Origin of the sequence: Neisseria sp. 19428wB4_WF04 (assembly GCF_015235335.1) — a bacterium.
Taxonomy (GTDB): domain Bacteria; phylum Pseudomonadota; class Gammaproteobacteria; order Burkholderiales; family Neisseriaceae; genus Neisseria; species Neisseria musculi.
In genome coordinates this window covers 17,472-39,552 of sequence record NZ_JADGLG010000001.1, presented here as the reverse complement: position 1 = coordinate 39,552, position 22,081 = coordinate 17,472, and the positions used below count along the sequence as shown (strand labels likewise).

Below are 22,081 nucleotides of genomic sequence, written 5' to 3'. Positions count from 1 at the left end.
CGTACCCTAAACCGCTGCCTGCAGAAATTGCATTACAGGTGCTGTGGCGGAGCCGGCTTCCCCTATTGGTTTACACGCAGAAAAAAGAGGCAGATATGCAGTTATCAGGTGCACAAATACTCGTGCAGAGTCTGAAGGCTGAGGGCGTGGAATACGTTTTCGGCTATCCCGGCGGCGCGGTTCTCGAAATCTACGATGCGCTTTTCCAGCTCAATAAATTCAAACATATTTTGGTCCGCCACGAACAGGCGGCAGTTCACGCGGCAGATGCCTATGCGCGCACCAGCGGCAAAGTGGGCGTGGCGCTGGTTACTTCCGGCCCGGGCGCAACCAATGCCCTGACCGGCGTCGCCACTGCTTATTCGGATTCCATTCCCATTGTAGTGATTGCCGGCCAGGTGGCAACACCGGCCATCGGCACCGATGCATTTCAAGAGGTAGACACGGTAGGCATCACCCGCCCCTGCGTGAAACACAATTTTCTGGTAACCGACATCAACGAGCTGACCGTTACCATCAAAAAAGCTTTTCAGATTGCCGCCAGCGGCCGTCCCGGCCCGGTGGTGGTGGATATTCCCAAAGACGTTACCCAGGCGATGGCAAAATTCAGCTATCCGCAGGAAGATATTTTTATCCGCTCCTACCAGCCTGTTACACAGGGCCATACCGGCCAAATCAAAAAAGCCGTGCAGATACTCGCTTCGGCCAAACGCCCGCTGGTGTATTTCGGCGGCGGCGTGGTGCTGGGCAATGCGCATCAAGAGCTTATCGATTTGGTACGTTTAACCGGTGCGCCCTGCACCGGCACGTTGATGGGGCTGGGCGCCTACCCTTCGAGCGACCGCCGGTTTCTCGGCATGCTGGGTATGCACGGCACTTATGAAGCCAATTTGGCGATGCAGAATGCCGATGTGGTGGTAGCCGTGGGCGCACGTTTCGATGACCGCGTGGTATCGGTGCCTGCCAAATTCTTGGAAAAATCCAAAAAAATCATTCATATCGATATCGACCCCTCAAGCATCGCCAAGCGTGTGCGGGTGGATGTACCGATTGTGGGCGATGTGAAAAACGTGCTGTCCGAAATGGTGTGCCTGTGGAAAAAGCAGGAGCTGGCGGTTACGCCCGCTGCCCTTGAAAAATGGTGGCAAACCCTCGAAGCATGGCGCAGCCGCAACTGTTTGTGGTTTGATAACGACTGCGAAATCATCAAACCGCAATATGTGGTGCAGAAACTGGCCGAAGTTACCCGAAATTCGGCCATCATCACTTCGGATGTAGGCCAACACCAAATGTTTACCGCGCAATATTATCCGTTTGAGCGTCCGCGCCAATGGCTCAATTCGGGCGGTTTGGGCACGATGGGCGTGGGGCTGCCCTATGCCATGGGTGCCAAGCTGGCCGCGCCCGATCAAGATGTGTTCTGCATCACCGGCGAAGGCTCTATCCAAATGAATATCCAAGAGCTTTCCACCTGCTTCCAATACCGCATTCCGGTTAACATTGTTACCCTCAACAATGGTTATCTCGGCATGGTGCGCCAATGGCAGGAGCTTTATTACAGCAACCGTGAATCCGAAACCTATTTTGATTCGCTGCCCGACTTTGTCAAACTTTCCGAAGCCTACGGCCATGTGGGTATCCGCGTAGATAAAAAATCCGATGTAGAGGGCGCGCTGCGCGAGGCGGTAAGGCTGAAAGAGCACCTGGTATTTCTCGATTTCATTACCGACAAAAAACAAAACGTGTTCCCGATGGTAGGCAACGGCAAAGGTTTGGACGAAATGGTGCTGCCGCCGCATATGCGCCAAACGCCTGAAGATTCCGATGTAAACGATGTGAGAGACCGTGATTACGACACAAGGAGCGTGCCATAATGCGACATATTTTATCTATCCTGATGGAAAACGAATCAGGCGCGATGAGCCGCGTGGTGGGCTTGTTTTCAGCCCGCGACTACAACATCGATTCATTGGCCGTGGCCGCCACCGAAGACAAAACCCTCTCGCGCATGACCATCGTAACCCACGGCAACGACACTGTTTTGGAGCAGATCACCAAACAGCTCAACAAGCTGGTCGAAGTGGTAAAAGTGGTGGATTTGAACGAAAGCCGCTTCGTAGAGCGCGAGCTGATGCTGGTAAAGCTGCGCGCCTTGGGCAAAGACCGTGATGAATTTCTGCGCCTGGCCGAAATCTACCGCGGCAGCGTGGTGGACGTTACCGACAAAACCTACACAGTCGAAATCACCGGCTCCAGCGACAAATTAGACTCGTTTTTAGAAACCGTAGGCAAAGCCGCGATTCTCGAAACCGTGCGCACCGGTGCCGCAGGCATCGGCAGGGGCGAGCGGATTTTAAGAATTTAAACAGCTTTTTCAGACGGCCTCATGTTCAAAGCAAGGCCGTCTGAAAAACCAAACCCATTTCAAACGGCCGCCAAACCGCGCCGTTTGGAGAGCCGAAAAACTTTTTCAGACGGCCTCTTAAAGCCAATTCAGCCGTCTGAAAAAATAGCGAGGAAACCGCCATGCAGCCCGTTAAAATTGCCGCCACCATTGTGGTCAAACCCGAATACCGCCAAGAGCTTCACGGCGTGTTTGGGCAACTGGTATCGGCCAGCCGCCGAGAAGCGGGCAACCTGCGTTACGACCTGCACCAAGACATCGAAAACCCCGACCGCGTGGTGTTTTTCGAAATCTGGCAATCTCAGGCGGCGGTGGACGAACACGGCCAAAGCGCGCATTTTCAAAATTTTCTCAAAGCCATCGAAGGCAAAACCGAAAGCGTCAGCATTGTGCTGATGAGCGATATTTCCGATAACGCCGACCGATAACTTTTTCAAACATTTATCCCACATTTATCCCAAAGGAAGCAATATGCAAGTTTATTACGACAAAGACGCCGACCTCTCCCTCATCAAAGGCAAAACCGTAGCCGTTATCGGCTACGGCTCGCAAGGCCACGCCCATGCGGCCAACCTGAAAGATTCGGGCGTGAACGTGGTCATCGGCCTGCGCGCAGGCAGCTCATGGAACAAAGCCGTTGCCGCCGGACACGATGTGCGCAGCGTAGCCGATGCCGTCAAAGCCGCCGATGTGGTGATGATTCTGCTGCCGGACGAAACCCAGCCTTTTGTTTATCGAAACGAAATCGCTCCCAACCTGAAAGACGGTGCCGCCCTGGCATTCGCCCACGGCTTCAATATCCACTACAACCAAATCGTGCCGCCCCAAAACATCGATGTGATTATGGTTGCCCCCAAAGGCCCCGGCCACACCGTGCGCAGCGAATACCTCAAAGGCGGCGGCGTGCCCACCCTGATTGCCGTTCACCAAGACCACTCCGGCAAAGCCCGCGACATCGCCCTCTCTTACGCCGCAGCCAACGGCGGCACCAAAGGCGGCGTGATTGAAACCAACTTCCGCGAAGAAACCGAAACCGACCTGTTCGGCGAACAGGCCGTATTGTGCGGCGGCGCGGTAGAGCTGGTGAAATGCGGCTTCGAAACCCTGGTTGAAGCCGGCTATGCCCCCGAAATGGCCTATTTCGAGTGCCTGCACGAGCTGAAACTGATTGTGGATTTGATGTATGAAGGCGGCATTGCCAACATGAACTACTCGATTTCCAACAATGCCGAATACGGCGAATACGTTACCGGCCCCGAAGTGGTTACGCCCGCCACCAAAGAAGCGATGAAAAAAGCACTCTACCGCATCCAAAGCGGCGAATACGCCAAAATGTTCATTCAGGAAGGCGCCGCCAACTACGCCAGCATGACCGCCCGCCGCCGCCTGAATGCCGACCACCCCATCGAAAAAGTGGGCGCGCAACTGCGCAGCATGATGCCGTGGATTGCCAAAAACAAACTGGTGGATCTGGACAAAAACTAAACCGGCATACGGTGCGCCATAACGGTTTTTCCCGCTGCCGCAAAACACAGGCCGTCTGAACCCTTTCAGACGGCCTGAAACTTTCTGCATCATCCAAACAGCCGGTGCCTTCTAAAAATTCTGCCTGAACTGCCTGCCCCCAACCCAACCGCCGGCTTTGCAAAGCTGCCGGGCGGAAACGGCAGTAATGATTTCAGACGGCCTGCGGTTTCTGCAAATTCAAATATGGGCGGCATGTGGATAACGGCCGTTTAGCGAGCCCGTTTTCCCTCCGCCGCAAGAATATAGCCCATCTCTACATTTCCGTTACCGCATGGCTGCACCCCAGCCAGCTCAAAGAAAACAGTTTTATAAGCCCCAGGCGGTACAGAATCAGCTCCGTACTGTCTGCGCGGCCTGCCTTGCACCCAAAGGGTACGATACAGGCCGTCTGAAACCTTTCAGACGGCCTGTATTTGCAATAAGCCAAACCAACATACCATGCTTTTACAGCGGATTCACGATAACGGTTGCAGCAGCGGTATAGATTGAAGGCGAAGCCGCAGGGAGTACACCTGCCCTGCGGCAACCGTTTAGCGGCGGTAGAGCGCCGCCATGGTTTGCGCTGCTTTCACACAGGTTTCCACATCTGCCACCAGCGCGATGCGCACATAGCCTGCACCCGGATTGCCGTGTCCGGTATCCCGCGCCAGAAAGCGGCCGGGCAACACTTGGACGGCGGCCTGCTGCCACAGCGTTTTGGTAAAGGCCAAATCGTCGCCGCCCGGCACTTTCAGCCAAATATAAAACGAAGCATCAGGCAGGCGCACATCAAAAGCGGTTTGCAGGATAGGCAGCACTTTGTCGAATTTTTCCTGATACAGGCGGCGGTTTTCGACAACGTGTGCTTCATCGTTCCAAGCAGCGGTGCTGGCGCGTTGGACGGGAATGCTCATGGCACTGCCGTGATAGGTCCGGTAGAGCAAAAAGGCTTTGAGCAACCCGGCATCGCCCGCCACGAAGCCGGAACGCAGGCCGGGCACGTTGGAGCGTTTGGACAGGCTGGTAAACATCACGATGCCCTTGTTGCTGCGGCCGAGCTGCCGTGCGGCCTGCAAACCACCGATGGGCCGGTTGCCGCCGAAATAGATTTCAGAATAGCATTCGTCAGAAGCAATAACGAAACCGTAGCGCTCCTGCAGGGCGAAGAGTTCCGCCCAATCGCCAAGCTGCATCACGCTGCCGCTTGGGTTGCCGGGCGAACACACAAACACCAGCCTGGTGCGCTGCCAAACGGCTTGCGGCACCTGGCTCCAGTCGGGCAGAAAACGCGGGGCGCGGCAGTTGGCAAAATGAATTTCGCCGCCGCCGAGCAGGGCGGCGCCTTCGTAAATCTGATAAAACGGATTGGGGCAGACCACCACGGGTTTGAGGCCGTCTGAAACATGCTCGAGCACCACTTGGGCAAAGGCAAACAGCGCTTCTCGGCTGCCGAGCACGGGCAGGATTTCGGTTTCGGGGTCGAGCTGCAGGCCGCCGTAGCGGCGTGCCGCCCAATCCGCACAGGCTTGGCGCAGCTCGGGCAGCCCGGCCGACAAAGGGTATTGTTCAAGCTCGGGCAGAGCGGCGGTGAGCGCATCGGTAATCACGGCAGGCGCGGGGTGTTTGGGTTCGCCGATGTGCAGCGGCACGGGCACAACACCGGCGGGAGGATGAATGCCGGCCAGGGCTTCGCGCAAGCGGGCAAACGGGTAAGGTTGCAGGGTGTTAAGTAACGGATTCATAGCATGGGTTTGAACGCATAATATTGAAAATAATGCGTATCTTAACATCAATCACGCAGGGTGTGCGGCTGCAAAAGCGCGGTTTCCACCGCCGTTGCCGGCGCATTACGGCTGCAATAAAGCCCTGCGGTCGGCTGCAGCGTTTGGGCGGTTAATCACGGCACAAACCGCGCAGAACAAGATACCGAGCCTCAGGCACCACCGACGCAATCCGCCTTCTCGGCTTGCCGAACCGGCCTCTTCCGGCTGCCAAAGAGATGCAGCGCTGTATCGCTGCTATCTTTGATGCACTGCATATCTACCTCACCGCGCCCGACACATACCACCCCAACACCGCCAGTGCCGCTGCCAGAAACACCCATGCACTGATTTGCACGATTTCGTGCAGGGCGCGTTTCTGTTTACGGCCAAACAGGCGGTGCACCACCAAAGCAACCAGTGCAATCAAAAACACAATGCGTAAAATGCGGCCTATCATGATATTCCGTTTTCCTGCCAAACTTGCCGCAGCGGCCGTCTGAAAAATCCAGCCCCGCCCTGCCGGGCTGTGTAAAAACAGTGGGCTACCCGCTGCGGCCATACACACACAAACCATAACCAAACCGCTATAATAGCCGCTTTCCCAAACCAGCGCCTGCCGCCATGACCGACAAAACCGATGTTTGGATTGTAACCCCGCAGAAAATCGCGTTTGAAACGCCGCTTGCCCTGCAAAACGGGCAAACCCTGCCGCGCTTCGATCTAATGGTCGAAACCTACGGCACGCTCAATGCAGATAAATCCAACGCCGTATTGGTCTGCCACGCCCTTTCAGGCAACCACCACGTTGCCGGCCGCCACTCGCCCCACGACAAACACCCCGGCTGGTGGGACACCATGGTCGGCCCCGGCAAGCCCATCGATACCGGCCGCTTTTTTGTGGTGGGGGTAAACAACCTCGGCGGCTGCCACGGCAGCACCGGCCCCTTGAGTACCAACCCTGAAACCGGCGGAGAATACGGTGCCGATTTCCCCGTGGTAACGGTAAAAGACTGGGTGCAGAGCCAAGCCCTTTTGGCCGACCGGTTCGGCATCAGGCAATGGGCGGCGGTTGCAGGCGGCAGCTTGGGCGGAATGCAGGCCCTGCAATGGGCGGTAGACTTTCCCCGGCGCGTGCGCCATGCGCTGGTGATTGCCTCGGCTACCCGTCTTTCTGCCCAAAATATCGCCTTCAACGACATCGCCCGCCAAGCCATCATCACTGACCCCGATTTCCACAACGGCCACTACCGCCGCCACGGCACCATTCCCCGCCGCGGCCTGCGCATTGCCCGCATGATGGGGCACATCACCTATCTGGCCGAACAAAGCCTGGGCAGAAAATTCGGCCGCAACATGCACGCCGAAGGCTATCGATACAGCTACGATGTTGAATTCGAAGTCGAATCCTACCTGCGCTATCAGGGCGACAAATTTGCCGAGCGCTTCGATGCCAACACCTATCTGCGCATGACCAAAGCGTTGGACTATTTCGCCCCCGCCGCCGAGTTCGGCAACGATTTGACCGCCGCCCTCAAAACCGTGCAGGCCAAATTTTTCGTGGCCGGCTTCAGCAGCGACTGGCGTTTTGCCCCCGCCCGCTCGCGCGCGCTGGTGAAACATTTGGTGAAGGCCGGCAAAAACGTGCAGTATATCGAAATAGAATCGCACCACGGCCACGATGCCTTTCTGATGGCAGACGAGCCTTATCTTTGCGCCGTGCGCACCTATATGGACAACATAGCCCGGGAGTGCTGCCGTGATTGAACTGCGCGATGATCTGCAATTGATTTACGACTGGATTCCCGCCGGCAGCCGCGTGCTGGATTTGGGCTGCGGCAGCGGCGAGCTGCTTTCTGCGCTGATGCGGCAGAAAAACTGCACCGGCTACGGCGTGGAAATCGACACCGAAGGCGTGATTGCCTCGATGTCGCGCGGCATCAACGTGATACAGGCCGATTTGGAGCAGGGGTTGCGCGATTTCGACAGCGGCAGCTTCGATGTTTTGGTACTGAGCCAAACCATACAGGCCATGCAGAACACCGAAACCATCCTGCAAGACCTCACCCGCGTGGCCCGGCAGGCCATCGTGTCGTTTCCCAATTTCGGCTACTGGAAAAACCGCCTGCAAATCGGCCTATCCGGGCATATGCCGGTGAGCGAACGCATGCCCTACCAATGGTATAACACGCCCAATATCCACTGGTGTACGCTGCACGATTTCGACCGCCTGTGCGCCAAAAACCATATCCGCGTGCTCGAGCGCACAGTGATGACCGCCGGCAGGCGCATCAATATCCTGCCCAACCTGCTCGGCAGCCTGGCGTTTTACCGGGTGGGTTAGTTTATGACAAACAATCAAACAGAGGCCGTCTGAAACATTTCAGACGGCCTGAAGTGTCTTTATCACAGTATGAAACCTTTGCCCCCAGATGTGGATGCAGTTCAAGGCGCAGCAGCGCAGCGGGCGCAAACATATCAGACAGACAGGCAGGCGAGCGGGCAGTAACCCCAAAGGGCAGAAACGCACAACACAGAAATGCGCCGCAGATGGGAGCAGGTGCAAAGGCTCCGGCATGGCTGCGTTCCGTTTTCAGCGGAATAACTGCACCGTTGCCAAGCCCAAAGCGGCCAGCAGCAGCGAGCCGAGCAAATGCAGCAAAACCACTGCCAGCACAGCACCCCACCGCTGCGCTTGCAACATACCGATAATTTCCAGCGAAAACCCAGAAAAAGTAGTGAGACTGCCGAGAAAACCGGTGATCAGCAGCAAACGCCAATTGGGGCTGAGCGCAGGGAAACAGTCCAGCAATGCGGCAATCAGGCCGATTAAATAAGCACCCGTCCAGTTTGCCGCCAGCGTGCCGAACGCAAACCACGAAGCCGTGCCCGCAAACCATAGGCCGAACGCGTAGCGCAGCAATGCGCCGAATGCGGCGCCTGCAACGATGGCGGAAAAATTGGCAAACATGGTGCTATCCTGTCAAACCGAAAAGGCGGCCGGTGCCGGAAAAGGTTTTCAGACGGCCTGAAATCTTGGCAAAACTCATTAAAGCCGTCTGAAATGTTGGATTCCGTCATGCTCGGGCTTGAAAGGTGGATATTTCAGAAGTATCCGGCGCCGGATTGCCGGGTCAAGCCCGGCAATGGCGGGCTGTGCTACCGCAAACCGTGTATCCGCATAAGTTTTCAGATGGCCAGAAGCCAGTGCCGCAAAGGTTTTGGTCTGAAACCTTTACAGTGGATTCAATTAATTTTCAGTAGTAAGGCAACAAGCCGCAGCAACGTTGTAATGGAGTAAGCAGATTCACTATAGCAGGCCGTTTAGGCCGTCTGAACATTATACTCGGATCAAGCCCGGGGGTATGGCGGGAAGCCGACAACCGGCTATCCGGCAAAAGCTACGGCATTTATTCCGCTGCAGGCAGCTCCATCGCCAGCACGGCGGCCTGCTGACGGCGGCGGAAGGCTTCGAGTTGTTCGGCCAGCCCGGGGCTTTCGTTGGCCAGCATGGCCACGGCAAACAAAGCTGCGTTGGCAGCACCGGCCTCACCGATGGCAAACGTGGCCACAGGAATGCCTTTGGGCATCTGCACGATAGACAGCAACGAATCTTTTCCGCTCAGATATCTGCCCGGCACGGGCACACCCAACACCGGCACGGTGGTTTTGGCCGCCACCATGCCGGGCAGATGGGCTGCTCCGCCCGCGCCGGCAATAATGGCTTTGATGCCGCGCGCACGCGCGTTTTCGGCGTATTCAAACATTAAATCGGGAGTGCGGTGCGCGGAAACCACGCGGGCTTCATAAGCTACGCCGAACGCTTCCAAAATCTTTGCGGCCTGCTGCATCACCGGCCAGTCGCTGCTGCTGCCCATGATAATGCCGATTTGAATCATTGCTGCTCCTTAAAATAGGGTTGGGGGGACGGGAAACCGCTGTCTGCCCGGCGCCGCCGGGGGCGCAACGGCAGCAGAACCGGCTTCATTTTTGCTGCGCCGCTGCCGCGCCCTGCCCCGCTGCTTTATGGTTTGTTTATGGTTTGCGGCCGATTACCCTGAGTCGGAAAACGGGCAGCCCATTATACACAAGGGCATGCCCCGAAGCGGGATACAGCCGTCTGAAAAAGCTTTCAGACGGCCTGAGATCTTTGCAAAAATACCTTTAATAATGCCGTCTGAAATGCTTAAATCCGTTATTCCCGCCTACACGGGGGAGCGCACAGCGGACGTGCAAAGCTCATGACGATTATTGAATATTTCAGACGGCCTGAATGAGTTTTGGCAAAGGTTTCGGCCTGTCAGCGTTTTTTCAATTCGGCATAAGCGCGCTTGGCCGCCGGGCTGTCGGGATAGGTTTGAATCAGTTTGCGCCAAGTGTCGCGGGCGATGTCCTGCTGCTGCATACGGTATTGGCACGAGCCGACACCGAACAGGGCTTCAGATGCCTGGGGGCTGTTGCGGAAACGTTTGGCAAAGCGGTTGCCGATATTGATCACCGATTCGCAGTTACCCATGCGCTGGTGGCTTTGCAGCAGCAGATACATTTGCTCGCGGGCATCATCGCTGCCGTTGCCGCCGCTGTCGGCACCGCGCAACAGCGCAATGGCGGCGGCGTAATTGCCGCTGCGGTATTGCCTGAGGGCATGGTCGTATCCGCCGGCAACGGGGCTGGCGGAGTCTGCCGGGGCGGCTGCACCGCTGCCGCTGCGTGTGGCTGTGCGGGCGGCAGGGCGGCGTTCCAATTGACGCACACGGGTTTGCAGGCTTTCTATCTGCTGCTCCAAACGGGCCGTCTGAATGCCCAGTTTATGGATTTGCGCCTGCATATCGGGTTCGGGATAGGGAATACGCGCTTGGGGCGGACGACTTTGGGTTGCCGGAGCCGGAGAAGCGGCCATATCGGCGCAGGCATTGAGCAGAAAAACGCAAAACAGCAGGGCGGGAAATTTGGAAGGCATGATGTTCTCACGGTTATTTTTTCAACAACAGGGTAAGGCCGTCGCCCACGGGCAGCGTGATGGGAATAATGCGGTTATCGTGCGGCAGGTTGCGGTTGAATGCCTGTAAAACGGCATGGGCATCGGGGCTGTCGGCGGTAGCAGGCTGCAGCACGCGTGAACCGAGCAATACATTGTCGATAGCGATGATGCCGCCGCTGCGCACCAGTTGCAGACAACGCTCGTAATATTGCGGGGTGGGCGGTTTGTCGGCATCAATCAAGGCGATGTCGTAGCTGCCGCTGCGGCCTGCGGCGATTAAATCATCGAGCGTGAGCAGCGCGGGTTGCAGGTGCAGGGTGATTTTGTGCGCCACGCCTGCGGCCTGCCAAGTTTCGCGGGCGGTGTCGGTGAAAGTAACGTTGATGTCGCAGGCGGTAACGGTGCCTTCGGGCGGCAGCACCAAAGCCATAGCGGTGCTGCTGTAGCCGGTAAACACGCCCACTTCGAGATAATGTTCGGCGCGAATCAGCCGCGCCAGCCATGTGAGCAGCGCGGCCTGCTCGGGCGCAACGGCCATTTTGCCCAAGCGGTGTCCGGACATGCGGCGGCGCAGGGCGGCCAAAACGGGCGGCTCGGGCTCGCCGATGCTGTTCAGATAGCCGGCAAGCTGCGGGGAAATATGGTGTTTGTGGGTTGCCATGGCTGCAAAGGCCGTCTGAACGGCATCAGTCGGGCTGGTAGGCGTAGGGCTTTTTCGGCAGTTTGGCCGCTTCATAGCCCGCCTGTTCTTCGGGGTTGAGTTCCACATCCCACAAAAGGGCGCGGTTTTTCAGGCGTTGCTGAGCCTCTTGCGGGTGTTTTTCGATGTAGTCGTTAAGAAAACGGGTGGCCTCGGATTGGTAGTGATACATGGGGTGTTCTCTTTCGGTTTGATGCATTTATGTTGCTCAATACGCGCAATTATAGCCGAAAAAACGGCATATGCGGCGCAGTGATGGGGTATAATGCGCCGTTTTGCCGGCAGTGCGGCGGATTTGGCAGACAAGCCTGCCTGTCGGGTAACGCAGGCCGTCTGAAACCTTTTGCAGCAAGGTTTGCATTCAGGTTTTTCTGCAAAGGTTTCGGGTGTCGGAAAAGCCGGGGTGTTGCGCTTTCCATGCGCAAACGGCGTGTGTTTTGCCGCAATCACGGCTTCGTGATTTTTTGGGTATGCTCAAAAACCATGCGGCTCCGCCGTGCCTTTCGGCATCACTCTCTCCGAAAATCCCAAAACGGGCGTTCGGATAAAAGTGATAAAGTGTAAACAACACTAGAATTTTCTACATTTCAGGCATTTCAGACGGCCCGGTATTTGTTTTATGGTTGGATCAATATGTTGAAAAAATGGCTGCGCAAAGTGCTGCCCGGCAAATCGGGCAGGCTGCGTGCGCACAAAGAAACGGTTGCATTTGCCGAACACCGAATCAGCGCCGATATGCTCAGCTTCGCCGCCGAAAAAGTGGTGCGCCGCCTGCACAACGAAGGTTTCGAAGCCTATGTGGTGGGCGGTGCGGTGCGCGATCTGCTGCTGGGCATCGAGCCGAAAGATTTCGATGTGGCCACCGATGCCACGCCCGAGCAGGTGCGCAAAATATTCCGCCGCAGCCGCATCATCGGCCGGCGTTTCCAGATCGTGCACGTGATGGTGGGGCCGGAAACCATCGAAGTTACCACATTCCGCGGCGGCGGCAAGGTGCAGCACAACGAACACGGCCGCATCATGAAAGACAACACCTACGGCAGCATGGAAGAAGATGCCGTGCGCCGCGATTTCACCTGCAATGCGCTGTATTACGACCCGATACGCCAACAGATCATCGATTTCCATCACGGCGTGGCCGACATCCGCGCGCGCAGGCTGGTGATGATCGGCGACCCAGGCTCGCGCTATCAGGAAGACCCTGTGCGCGTGTTGCGCGCCGTGCGCCTGTCGGCCAAGCTCGGCTTTGAAGTGGAGCGGGAAACTGCCGCTCCGATTGCCGAGTATGCCGGCCGTCTGAAACAGGAGCCGGCGGCGCGCCTGTTTGACGAAATCATGAAGCTGCTGTTTTCCGGCCACGCCCTGCAATGCCTGGCACAATTCGAGCGTTTGGGCGTGGCGGCCGGCATCCACCCGATTCTCACCGCCCTGCAACAGGCGGGAAAAAACGGGCAGGGCATGATTACGCACGCCCTGCGCAACACCGATGAGCGTTTGCTCGCCGGCAAATCGGTGTCGGTAGGTTTCGTGCTGGCCGCCGTGATGTGGCCGCAGCTCGAAAGCTGTTGGCAACGCAATCTCGCCGCCGGCCAAAAGCCTGCACCCGCGCTCACCCAAGCCGTTAATGAGCTGCGCGACATCGGAAAAGGCTGGGGTGTGCCGCAGCGGTTTTCCGCCACCATGCGCGAAATCTGGCAGCTCCAACCACAGTTTGCCAACCGCCGGGGCGCACGCCCGCACCGCCTGATTGCCCACCCGCGCTTTCGCGCTGCCTACGATTTTCTGCTGCTGCGCGCCGAAACCGGCAGTGCCGACCCCGGGCTGGCGCAATGGTGGACGGCCTTCCAACACGCCGGTGATGAAACCCGCCTGCTGATGAGTGCAGGGCAGGAAAAGGAAAACGGCGGCGCAGGCGGAGAAAAACGCAAACGCCGCCGCAGGCCGCGCAAAAAGAAAGAAGGAAGCAGCCATGCCGTCTGAAAACCGTTTGGCTTTAACACTGCTGTTCCGCGAATATTGCAGCCTGTGCCGCAAAATGCGCAATGCCCTGCTGCCCTATCAAGCCGAATACGGATTTGATTTGGAAATCATCGATGTGGACAGCCACCCGCAGCTGGAAGAAAAATACAACGAACTCGTGCCCGTTTTGCTGCACGGCCACACCGAAATCTGCCATTGGTTTTTAGACGAACCCAAATTGCAGGCTTTTTTGCACGCCTGCCGCCAGAGTTAAACCACTTATTTGACAACCGCTCCCTGCAAATTTCAGGCCGTCTGAAAACAATTCGTTCAGACGGCCTGATATCTTTGTGCCGCGCCGCAAAAACCCTTACACTACCCGCTTTCACCGCCACAAAAAGCAACCACCATGAGAAGCCGCCGTTTACGCGAACTGCTTGAATTGCTGCAACCCTATTGGTCGAAAGACCCCGAGCTGAACCTCACGCAGGTTTTGCAGAAAATCGCCGCCGAAGCGGGCTTTCACAAACCCCTTGCCGAGCTGACAGACGAAGTGGTTATCTACCACCTGAAAATGAGCAGCCTCGGCAGACACGAACCCGTTCCGGGCGTGCAGAAAGATTATGAAGAAGACTTCAAAACCGCCCTACTCAAAGCGCGCGGCATCATCAAAGAATAAAACAGAGAGCGGAATCCAAAACCATTTGCGTGCGCCCATGCCCGCACACGATACCGGCGCAGCAAACACCGGCATGAATCTGCAAACGCTTCAGGCCGTCTGAATCATCAAAACCGCCCTACTTCCAACCTATTTTCCAACCCGCCATGCACGCACAGCCGTTTGACCCGCTCGCCATTGCCGTTGAAGGCACCAACCTGATTGAAGCCTCGGCCGGCACAGGCAAAACCTACAATATCGCCGCCCTCTTCACCCGCCTGATTGTGCTCGAAAAAATGCCGGTGGAAAGCATATTGGTGGTTACGTTTACCAAAGCTGCCACCGCCGAGCTGAAAACCCGCCTGCGCGCGCGCTTGGACGATGCCTTGTCGGCGTTGGAACACGGCGGCACTTCAGACGGCCTGCAAAACCACTGCCTCAGCCGCCACCCCGGCGACGGCTTTATCCTGCCGCTGCTGCAGCAAGCCCTGCAGCACGAAAGCCGCGAAAGGCTGATGGTTCGCCTGCAGGCCGCCATCAGTCGATTCGACAATGCCTCGATTTACACCATACACGGCTTCTGCCAGCGGCTGCTGCGCGACTATGCCTTTTTGTGCCAAGTGCCGTTCGATGTCTCGCTCACCGGCGACACCCGCGAACGCCTGCTCACACCCGCGCAGGATTTCTGGCGCGAAAAAGTGTCGCCCGACCCGTTGTTGGCGCAATTGGTGTTCAAAAACCGGCAAACCCCGCAAACCGCGCTGGCGGCCGTCAAACACTTTACCGGCCGCCCCTATTTGGTTTTCAGACGGCCTGAGAGCGATTTAGCCGCAAGCTACGCTGCGGCGGAACAAAGCTGGCAGGAAATCCGCACCGCCCTGCCCGCTTTGGAAGAAAAATTCTGGGCGCTGTTTGCCACCGTTTTAAACGGCACCTATTTCAAAAAGCCTTCCTATCAAGAACTCTTCGCCACCCTGCAACAGGCCGCCGCACACAACCGCCTGCCCGAGGTGCCGCAAGAAGCCAAGAAAAAGGAAGATTTTTTCAAACGCTTGGAAAACCTTTCTGCCGAAACCCTGCCCGGCAAAATCAAAAAAGGCAAAACGCTAGATGCCCAAACGCAGGCCGGGTTCGACAAACTGGCCGCGTTCGGCCGCCAACTGGCCGGCATTGCCCAAACCGAACAAAACGCCCTTGCCGCCCTTTATTTCGATCTGCTCGACTATCTTGCCGCCGCGCTGGCCGAACACAAAAAAAACCACCGCGAGCGGGTGTTTGACGATTTACTGCTCGATGTTTACCACGCCCTCGCCACCGGCGCACACGCCGATGCGCTGGCGCAAGCTGCCGCAGCCGACTGGCAGGCCGCACTGATAGACGAATTCCAAGACACCGACCCGCTGCAATACACCATCTTCAGCCGTCTGTTTGCCGGGCAAAACCGCCCGCTGTTTTTGGTGGGCGACCCCAAACAGGCCATTTACAGCTTTCGCGGCGCCGATATCCACGCCTATCTGCAGGCCGCGCACGATGCCGGCAAACGCTACACGCTGGCAGTCAACCACCGCAGCCACGGCAGGCTGATACGCGGCATCAACGCCCTTTTCCGGCTAAAAAACCGCCCGTTCGTCATCGACCATATCGGCTATGCCGATGTGGGTGCCTCACGCGAAACCTGCCGTCTGAACGCCGGCGGCAGCGCCATACAGGTGCGCTGGCTCAACCGCCCCGATGAAAACAGTAACAAAGATATGCTGCGCAACCGTGCCGCCGCATACTGCGCCGATGAAATCGCCGGCCTGCTCAACCAAGCCGCAGCAGGCCGTCTGAACTACCGCAAACATCCCGATGATGCCGGAAAACCGCTGCAGTCGGGGCAGATTGCCGTATTGGTGCGCACCTACAACGAAGGGCGGATGGCGGCCGCCGAATTGAAAAAACGCGGCATTCAAAGCGTGTTGTTAAGCCGCGAATCGGTGTTTGCCACCGAAGAAGCCGCAGCCGTTGCCGCCCTGCTCGGCTTTTGGCTGCAGCCGCACGACACCGGGCCGCTGCGTTTCGTGCTCGGCGGCGTGCTGTTCAACCAAACAGCCGCCGAACTCTACGCCCTCAACCGTGATGAAAACAGCCTGCTCGAATGGATGGCATCGGCACACGATGCTGCCGAAACCTGGCAGCAATACGGCATTTACGCCGCCATGCAGCAGTTTGCCGCGCGCCACGGCATTGAAGAGCGGCTGCTGGCCGAAGGCAACGAACGCAGCCTCACCAACTATCACCAGATTATCGAAAGGCTGGCCGAAGAAAGCGGACACAACCTCGGCCCCGCCCCGCTGCACCAATGGCTGCTCTCACAAATTCAGACGGCCGCCGACAACACCGCCCACCCCGACAACAACCTGCTGCGGCTGGAAAGCGATGAAAACCTGGTGCAAATCGTAACCATGCACGCCGCCAAAGGCTTGCAGTATCCCGTGGTATTCTGCCCGTTTGTGTGGGACAGCAAAAAGCCCGAAAACCACTGGCAGATTCTCCACCGCAACGGACAGGCCGAACTGCTCGCCCCCCACCAGCCCGATGAAGCCGACAGCAGCCGCCTTGCCGATGAAAACCTCAGCGAAAACCTTCGCCTGCTCTACGTTGCCCTTACCCGTGCCGAAGAGCGCCTGACCGTGTATGCCGCCCATTGCAGCGACACCCCCCGCAACCCGCTGGCCTATCTGCTCGAAGGCGGCACAGACGCAGGCCGCGCCGAAACCGAAGCTGCCTATACCGCCGCCGCAAAAACCGAGCGGGCCGCCAAATTGAAGCGCAACTGGCAGCAGTTTATTGCAAACGCCCCCCCCAACACCGATTTTGCGTTCACCGAAGACATACCGCCGGCGGCAAACTACCGGCCGCCGGCGGCTTCAGACGGCCGCTATCTGGCGCAAAACCTGCCTGTCCGGCTGTTTGAAACCATAAACCACACCAGCTTCACCGGTTTAAGCCGCCAAACCCGCCACCGCAGCGGAGATAGGGAGCAGGCCGGCGAAGAGCTGCAACCTGCCGTCGATCTGGCCGAAACCGGTGATGCGCCCGTATTCAGGCCGTCTGAAAACCCACCAAGCCCGGGCGGGCGCGATATCCATGCTTTTGCGCGCGGAGCCGATGCCGGCGTTTGCCTGCACGAAATTTTAGAGCAGTTTGACTTTTCCACCCCCGCATCCGACCAAAGCGATCTCGTGCGCACCGTCCTTGAACGCTACGGCTTCGAGCCGCATTGGCAGCAGGCCGTTGAAACCATGCTCGACCACACCCGTTCTGCACCGCTGGGCAGCGGCACGCTCGCCGACACGCCCACAAAACGCCGCCGCGCCGAAATGGCATTCACGCTGCATATGCACGACTTCACGCTCAAACACCTGCAGCAATGGTTTGCCCGCCCCGATAACGGCCTGCCTGCCGAGTGTGCCGCTGCCGCCCAACTCTTGGATTTTAACGATGTAAAAGGCTTTCTCAACGGCTTTATCGATATGGTGTGCCTGCATTCAGACGGCCTCGTTACCCTAATCGATTATAAGTCCAACCATCTCGGGCCAACCGCCGCCGATTACCACCAGGCGGCCATGAACGAAGCGGTGGCACACCACCACTATTACCTGCAGGCCTTGATTTACGCCATTGCCGCCGCACGCTATTTCCGTTCACGGCAACAGCCTGTGCAGAAAATCGCCGTACGCTATCTCTTTCTGCGCGGCCTTAACGGCAGCGGCAACGGCATTTGGGCTTGGGATTTCGATATCGGGCTGCTGTCCGGCTGGCTGGAAAACGGCTGAGTCTGTTACGTTTATTTTATGGTTCAGCCAAAATACAAACGATACCGCCCTTCCGTGCCGCCCATAGTGAGCCCGCTTTATTTGGATTGCGGCTCTGCTGCGCCCCAGCCCAAAGAGCACGGTTTTGCCGGCCGCTAAAGCGGCAGTGTAGCCGGCTCCATATTGTCTGTGCGGCCTGCAGCCCTGCTCCGTATCGAAAACAAAGCGGATTCACCATACGCTGTATCGGTTCGGCATCTGTTTCGTTTTATTTCGATTCCACATCAAAACCTTGATGCTGCCACACACCAAACTGCACACCAAAAACGCAGCCCCATAAACACCTGAAGCCGTCTGAAAACAAGGCGCAAATAAAACGGCATACCCTTAAGTATGCCGTTTGTTGGCCGGTACTCAATAAGACTGCTGTATTTGGCAGTGGTTTGTGTGTCAGTCCTCTTGCGTCCCGGTTTGCAGATAATTGTGCAGACCCATGCCGGCAATCAGCTCCTGCTGGGTTTCCAGCCAATCAATATGCTCTTCGTTGATGTCTTTCAGTTTTTCGAGCAAATCGCGCGAAACATAATCCTGCTTCTCTTCGCACAATGCAATTGCCTCCACCAACGCGGTGTGCTTTTTCTGCTCTTGGGTCAAATCGCACTCAATGATTTCTTCAGCACTCTCGCCAATCAACAGCTTGCCCAAATCCTGCAGATTGGGCAGCCCTTCAAGCAGCAAAACACGCCCGATGATATCATCGGCAGCTTTCATTTCCACGATAGACTGCTTGTAGAAATGTTCGCCCAACTCCTCAAGCCCCCAGTTTTTCAAAATGCGGGCATGCAGGAAATATTGGTTGATGGTTACCAGCAGCAAACCCAAGTTTTTGTTTAGCTCGCGGATAACCAAACGGTCGCCTTGCATGACAATCTCCTTTCAGACGGCCTGTTACAGCTGGCTTTGCAGGTAGTTTTGAATACCCACCAAATCAATCAGGCGCAATTGTTGTTCGAGCCAGTGGGCGTGATCCTCTTCAGTGTCTTTCAATTGCGCGACCATCAGTTCGCGGGTAACGTAGTCCTGCTTTTCTTCGCACAATTTGATGCCTTTTTTCAGCGCATCGCGCACTTCGTATTCGGTATTCAAATCTGCTTTAAGCGCAGATGCCACATCTTCGCCCACGTTGATTTCGGCAGGAACCATTTTCGGCGTGCCGCCCAACATCAGGATACGGCGGATAAAATCCTCCGCATGCTGGGTTTCTTCTTCCATTTCGTGATTCAAACGCTCAAACAATTTGCTGTAGCCCCATTCGGCATACATGCGTGAGTGAATGAAATATTGGTCGCGCGCGGCCAATTCTCCCGCCAGCAATTCATTCATATAATCAATAATAGCTTTATCGCCTTGCATGATGTGTCCTTTCGTTTGTGTTTCGGTTTTGCATGTCTGCTTGGTTAAAATTGTAAGCAACAAACCTGGTTTACACAAACTTTCCATTTAAAATACAAACAATTATCAAAGGTAATAACTGCTCGGAAAAACCGTTTGAAAAACTAATGGCTTGTTTCCGTTTGATTTTTGTTGCACTTAATATTAATAATTTATTGCAACGCGGCTTTTTATTTACAAAATTTAACTTTAAAAAATCAACCAAACCGCAACAATCACTTTCCACTCCGCCCCATTCAGCTTGGATCGTGTTTTTATCTTTATTTTCAACCATGTTATAAATTATTTCTTTTCACTTATTAAAATAATTTATCGCTGCTGCCACATAGATGACTGAAAGAAACCAAACGAATACCATGTTATAATGCGGGGTTATTTTTAGCTATCAGACTGTTTGAAACCATGAAACAAATCCGCAACATCGCCATCATCGCCCACGTCGATCACGGCAAAACCACACTGGTCGATCAACTTCTGCGGCAATCCGGCACGTTCCGCGCCAACCAGCAGGTTGACGAGCGCGTGATGGACAGCAACGACATCGAAAAAGAACGCGGCATCACCATTCTCGCCAAAAACACCGCCATCGAATACGAAGGCTACCACATCAACATTGTCGATACTCCCGGACACGCCGATTTCGGCGGCGAAGTGGAGCGTGTTTTAGGCATGGTCGATTGCGTAGTGCTGTTGGTCGATGCACAGGAAGGCCCGATGCCGCAAACCCGTTTCGTAACCAAAAAAGCCTTGGCGCTCGGCCTGCGCCCGATTGTGGTCATTAACAAAATCGACAAACCCTCCGCCCGCCCGAGCTGGGTAATCGATCAAACTTTCGAGCTTTTCGACAAACTCGGCGCCACCGATGAACAGCTTGATTTCCCCATTGTTTACGCATCCGGCCTTTCCGGTTTTGCCAAACTGGAAGAAAGCGATGAAAGCAGCGATATGCGCCCGCTGTTTGAAACCATTCTGAAACACACCCCGCCCCCTTCCGGCAGTGCCGGCGAAACCCTGCAATTGCAGATTTCCCAACTCGACTACGACAACTACACCGGCCGTCTCGGCATCGGCCGCATTCTCAACGGCCGCATCAAACCCGGCCAAGCGGTCGCGGTGATGAACCACGAAAAACAGGTAGCGCAAGGCCGCATCAACCAGCTGCTGGGCTTCAAAGGCTTGGAGCGTGTGCCGCTTGAAGAAGCAGAGGCCGGCGACATCGTGATTATCTCCGGCCTTGACAACATCGGTATCGGCGTAACCATTTCCGATAAAGACAACCCAGTCGGCCTGCCCATGCTCAGCGTGGACGAGCCCACCCTCACCATGGACTTTATGGTCAACACCAGCCCGCTGGCCGGCACTGAAGGAAAGTTTGTAACCAGCCGCCAAATCCGCGACCGCCTCAACAAAGAATTGCTTACCAACGTAGCCCTGCGCGTGGAAGACACCGCAGATGCCGATATTTTCCGCGTATCCGGTCGCGGCGAGCTGCACCTGACCATTCTGTTGGAAAACATGCGCCGTGAAGGTTACGAATTGGCCGTAGGCAAACCACGCGTGGTGTACCGCGAAATCAACGGTCAAAAATGCGAGCCGTATGAAAACCTCACCGTCGACGTACCCGATGACAACCAAGGCGCAGTAATGGAAGAGCTCGGCCGCCGCCGTGGCGAATTAACCAATATGGAAAGCGATGGCAACGGCCGCACCCGCCTCGAATACCATATCCCCGCCCGCGGCCTGATCGGCTTCCAAGGCGAATTCATGACACTCACCCGGGGCATCGGCCTGATGAGCCACGTTTTTGACGACTACGCTCCCGTAAAGCCCGATATGCCCGGCCGCCACAACGGTGTGCTGGTATCACAGGAACAAGGTGAGGCCGTTGCCTACGCCCTGTGGAACCTCGAAGACCGCGGCCGCATGTTTGTGTCGCCCGGCGAAAAAATCTACGAAGGCATGATTATCGGCATCCACAGCCGCGACAATGATTTGGTGGTCAATCCGCTCAAAGGCAAAAAACTCACCAACGTGCGCGCCAGCGGCACCGATGAAGCCGTGCGCCTGACCACGCCGATCAAGCTCACACTGGAGAACGCGGTCGAGTTTATCGATGATGACGAGCTGGTGGAAATCACTCCTCAATCCATCCGCCTGCGCAAGCGTTATCTGCAGGAACACGAACGCCGCAAGCATTTCAAAAAACCAGATTAATCCCACCGTTTAAATGCCAGGCCGTCTGAAAATGTTTTTCAGACGGCCTGGCGTTGATAAACATACCGCGCCCCGCCACAACCGCCCCGCGCATACCGGAAAACCCGTATCAGCAGTATAACCACCCCGCTTTAATACTCATTACAACATTGACACAACATTGACCCGCCTTTACCCCGCCCGTTAAACAACCGCACTCCATTTCTGCTGCCGCCTTGCCATGCCATATGCGAAAGCCTGCGGCCCGCTGCTTTATGTTGTAAATGTACAACCCGCCATAACGGATTCTTTTTATCCCGTAACCGCCCAGGCCGTCTGAACACAAATTCCGGCAGGTAAATACCCCGTGCCGAATATTTCCCTACGGCCAATCTGCAAAAATCAAGCACAAACCGACCGCAGGCAATACCGGCCGCACAACAAGGCAGACCAAATATGGCAGTGATATTAAAATGCCGGAAAAGGCCGGACTTTTACGCCTGCCACGCCAAACAGCTTGTATTTTTCCTGCAACAATGGCTTTCCGGTTTTTGCCTATTCTCAAAAATCAGGCCGCTTCAGCGTGCCTTTAGGCATTCTCGGTTTCTTTAAAACAACCCAAAATGAGCCGCCAAGCAACAACAGAAAGTGTAAAAAACGACTCAGTCGGA

The 22,081-nt window shown here is 56.2% G+C and carries 23 protein-coding genes; 11 read left to right on the top strand and 12 right to left on the bottom strand.

Features of this window, described 5'->3' with window-relative positions:
- The first annotated feature begins 95 nt into the window (after positions 1-95).
- Positions 96-1,874, top strand: a complete 1,779-nt coding sequence (gene ilvB, locus IR141_RS00190) for a biosynthetic-type acetolactate synthase large subunit (RefSeq protein ID WP_135033650.1) — start codon at positions 96-98, stop codon at positions 1,872-1,874.
- A complete protein-coding gene (gene ilvN, locus IR141_RS00185; RefSeq protein ID WP_135033648.1) occupies positions 1,874-2,365 on the top strand; it encodes an acetolactate synthase small subunit in 492 nt (163 codons plus the stop codon). The genes ilvB and ilvN overlap by 1 nt, the downstream gene beginning before the upstream one ends.
- A gap of 25 nt (positions 2,366-2,390) precedes the next feature.
- Here the strand turns inward: ilvN and IR141_RS00180 are convergent, their stop codons facing one another.
- Positions 2,391-2,528 (bottom strand): hypothetical protein, encoded by a 138-nt coding sequence (locus IR141_RS00180; RefSeq protein ID WP_167742948.1) that lies wholly within the window; start codon positions 2,526-2,528, stop codon positions 2,391-2,393.
- On the opposite strand from IR141_RS00180, the gene IR141_RS00175 reads away from it, so the two are divergent.
- A complete protein-coding gene (locus IR141_RS00175; RefSeq protein ID WP_135033646.1) occupies positions 2,527-2,832 on the top strand; it encodes a putative quinol monooxygenase in 306 nt (101 codons plus the stop codon). The two genes, IR141_RS00180 and IR141_RS00175, sit on opposite strands and share 2 nt — an antisense overlap.
- Positions 2,833-2,875: 43 nt before the next feature.
- The gene (ilvC, locus tag IR141_RS00170) at positions 2,876-3,889 is read left to right on the top strand and encodes a ketol-acid reductoisomerase (protein WP_135033644.1); all 1,014 of its coding nucleotides are present in this window, start codon (positions 2,876-2,878) and stop codon (positions 3,887-3,889) included.
- A gap of 572 nt (positions 3,890-4,461) precedes the next feature.
- Here ilvC and dapC read toward each other — a convergent pair.
- Both dapC and IR141_RS00160 read right to left on the bottom strand, forming a co-directional pair.
- A complete protein-coding gene (dapC, locus tag IR141_RS00165) occupies positions 4,462-5,652 on the bottom strand; it encodes a succinyldiaminopimelate transaminase (RefSeq protein WP_135033642.1) in 1,191 nt (396 codons plus the stop codon).
- 298 nt (positions 5,653-5,950) lie between these two features.
- Positions 5,951-6,130, bottom strand: a complete 180-nt coding sequence (locus tag IR141_RS00160; RefSeq protein WP_135033387.1) for a hypothetical protein — start codon at positions 6,128-6,130, stop codon at positions 5,951-5,953.
- A 164-nt stretch (positions 6,131-6,294) separates the two neighbouring features.
- Here IR141_RS00160 and IR141_RS00155 point away from each other — a divergent pair, with 164 nt between their 5' ends.
- Together IR141_RS00155 and metW are read left to right on the top strand one after the other, a co-directional pair.
- Complete coding sequence (locus IR141_RS00155; RefSeq protein WP_135033640.1) at positions 6,295-7,437, top strand: homoserine O-acetyltransferase; 1,143 nt, start codon at positions 6,295-6,297, stop codon at positions 7,435-7,437.
- Positions 7,433-8,014 carry a methionine biosynthesis protein MetW gene (gene metW, locus IR141_RS00150; RefSeq protein WP_135033746.1) on the top strand — a complete coding sequence of 194 codons (582 nt, stop codon included), beginning with the start codon at positions 7,433-7,435 and terminating at the stop codon, positions 8,012-8,014. Before IR141_RS00155 ends, metW begins: the two co-directional genes overlap by 5 nt.
- Position 8,015: 1 nt before the next feature.
- Here the strand turns inward: metW and IR141_RS13260 are convergent, their stop codons facing one another.
- The 6 genes from IR141_RS13260 to IR141_RS00125 form a co-directional block, all read right to left on the bottom strand.
- Positions 8,016-8,207 carry a hypothetical protein gene (locus tag IR141_RS13260; RefSeq protein ID WP_228068096.1) on the bottom strand — a complete coding sequence of 64 codons (192 nt, stop codon included), beginning with the start codon at positions 8,205-8,207 and terminating at the stop codon, positions 8,016-8,018.
- A gap of 56 nt (positions 8,208-8,263) precedes the next feature.
- Positions 8,264-8,641, bottom strand: coding sequence for a fluoride efflux transporter CrcB (crcB, locus tag IR141_RS00145; protein ID WP_135033638.1), 378 nt, complete (start codon positions 8,639-8,641; stop codon positions 8,264-8,266).
- A gap of 439 nt (positions 8,642-9,080) precedes the next feature.
- Positions 9,081-9,569 (bottom strand): 5-(carboxyamino)imidazole ribonucleotide mutase, encoded by a 489-nt coding sequence (gene purE / locus IR141_RS00140; protein WP_135033636.1) that lies wholly within the window; start codon positions 9,567-9,569, stop codon positions 9,081-9,083.
- A 401-nt stretch (positions 9,570-9,970) separates the two neighbouring features.
- Positions 9,971-10,630 (bottom strand): tol-pal system YbgF family protein, encoded by a 660-nt coding sequence (locus IR141_RS00135; RefSeq protein ID WP_135033634.1) that lies wholly within the window; start codon positions 10,628-10,630, stop codon positions 9,971-9,973.
- A gap of 13 nt (positions 10,631-10,643) precedes the next feature.
- On the bottom strand, positions 10,644-11,312 hold the full coding sequence (locus IR141_RS00130) for a class I SAM-dependent methyltransferase (protein WP_135033632.1): 669 nt from the start codon (positions 11,310-11,312) through the stop codon (positions 10,644-10,646).
- Positions 11,313-11,337: 25 nt separating this feature from the next.
- Positions 11,338-11,523, bottom strand: a complete 186-nt coding sequence (locus IR141_RS00125; RefSeq protein ID WP_135033744.1) for a DUF3460 family protein — start codon at positions 11,521-11,523, stop codon at positions 11,338-11,340.
- A 461-nt stretch (positions 11,524-11,984) separates the two neighbouring features.
- Between IR141_RS00125 and pcnB the strand changes: the two genes are divergently transcribed.
- The 4 genes from pcnB (at position 11,985) to recB (ending at position 17,786) form a co-directional block, all read left to right on the top strand.
- Entirely contained in the window at positions 11,985-13,331 is a 1,347-nt protein-coding gene (gene pcnB, locus IR141_RS00120; RefSeq protein WP_135033630.1) for a polynucleotide adenylyltransferase PcnB, read from the top strand.
- Positions 13,332-13,338: 7 nt separating this feature from the next.
- Positions 13,339-13,584, top strand: a complete 246-nt coding sequence (locus IR141_RS00115; RefSeq protein WP_228068095.1) for a glutaredoxin family protein — start codon at positions 13,339-13,341, stop codon at positions 13,582-13,584.
- A gap of 135 nt (positions 13,585-13,719) precedes the next feature.
- The gene (locus IR141_RS00110) at positions 13,720-13,989 is read left to right on the top strand and encodes a DUF1040 family protein (RefSeq protein WP_135033626.1); all 270 of its coding nucleotides are present in this window, start codon (positions 13,720-13,722) and stop codon (positions 13,987-13,989) included.
- Positions 13,990-14,135: 146 nt separating this feature from the next.
- Positions 14,136-17,786 (top strand): exodeoxyribonuclease V subunit beta, encoded by a 3,651-nt coding sequence (recB, locus tag IR141_RS00105; protein ID WP_135033624.1) that lies wholly within the window; start codon positions 14,136-14,138, stop codon positions 17,784-17,786.
- Between the two features lie 429 nt (positions 17,787-18,215).
- Here recB and bfr (IR141_RS00100) read toward each other — a convergent pair whose 3' ends face one another.
- The 3 genes from bfr (IR141_RS00100) to IR141_RS00090 form a co-directional block, all read right to left on the bottom strand.
- Positions 18,216-18,689, bottom strand: coding sequence for a bacterioferritin (bfr, locus tag IR141_RS00100; protein ID WP_135033621.1), 474 nt, complete (start codon positions 18,687-18,689; stop codon positions 18,216-18,218).
- 24 nt (positions 18,690-18,713) lie between these two features.
- Entirely contained in the window at positions 18,714-19,178 is a 465-nt protein-coding gene (gene bfr / locus IR141_RS00095) for a bacterioferritin (RefSeq protein ID WP_135033619.1), read from the bottom strand.
- Between the two features lie 70 nt (positions 19,179-19,248).
- A complete protein-coding gene (locus IR141_RS00090; protein WP_135033618.1) occupies positions 19,249-19,491 on the bottom strand; it encodes a hypothetical protein in 243 nt (80 codons plus the stop codon).
- A gap of 128 nt (positions 19,492-19,619) precedes the next feature.
- Between IR141_RS00090 and typA the strand changes: the two genes are divergently transcribed.
- Positions 19,620-21,431 (top strand): translational GTPase TypA, encoded by a 1,812-nt coding sequence (gene typA / locus IR141_RS00085; RefSeq protein WP_135033616.1) that lies wholly within the window; start codon positions 19,620-19,622, stop codon positions 21,429-21,431.
- Positions 21,432-22,081 lie beyond the last annotated feature (650 nt).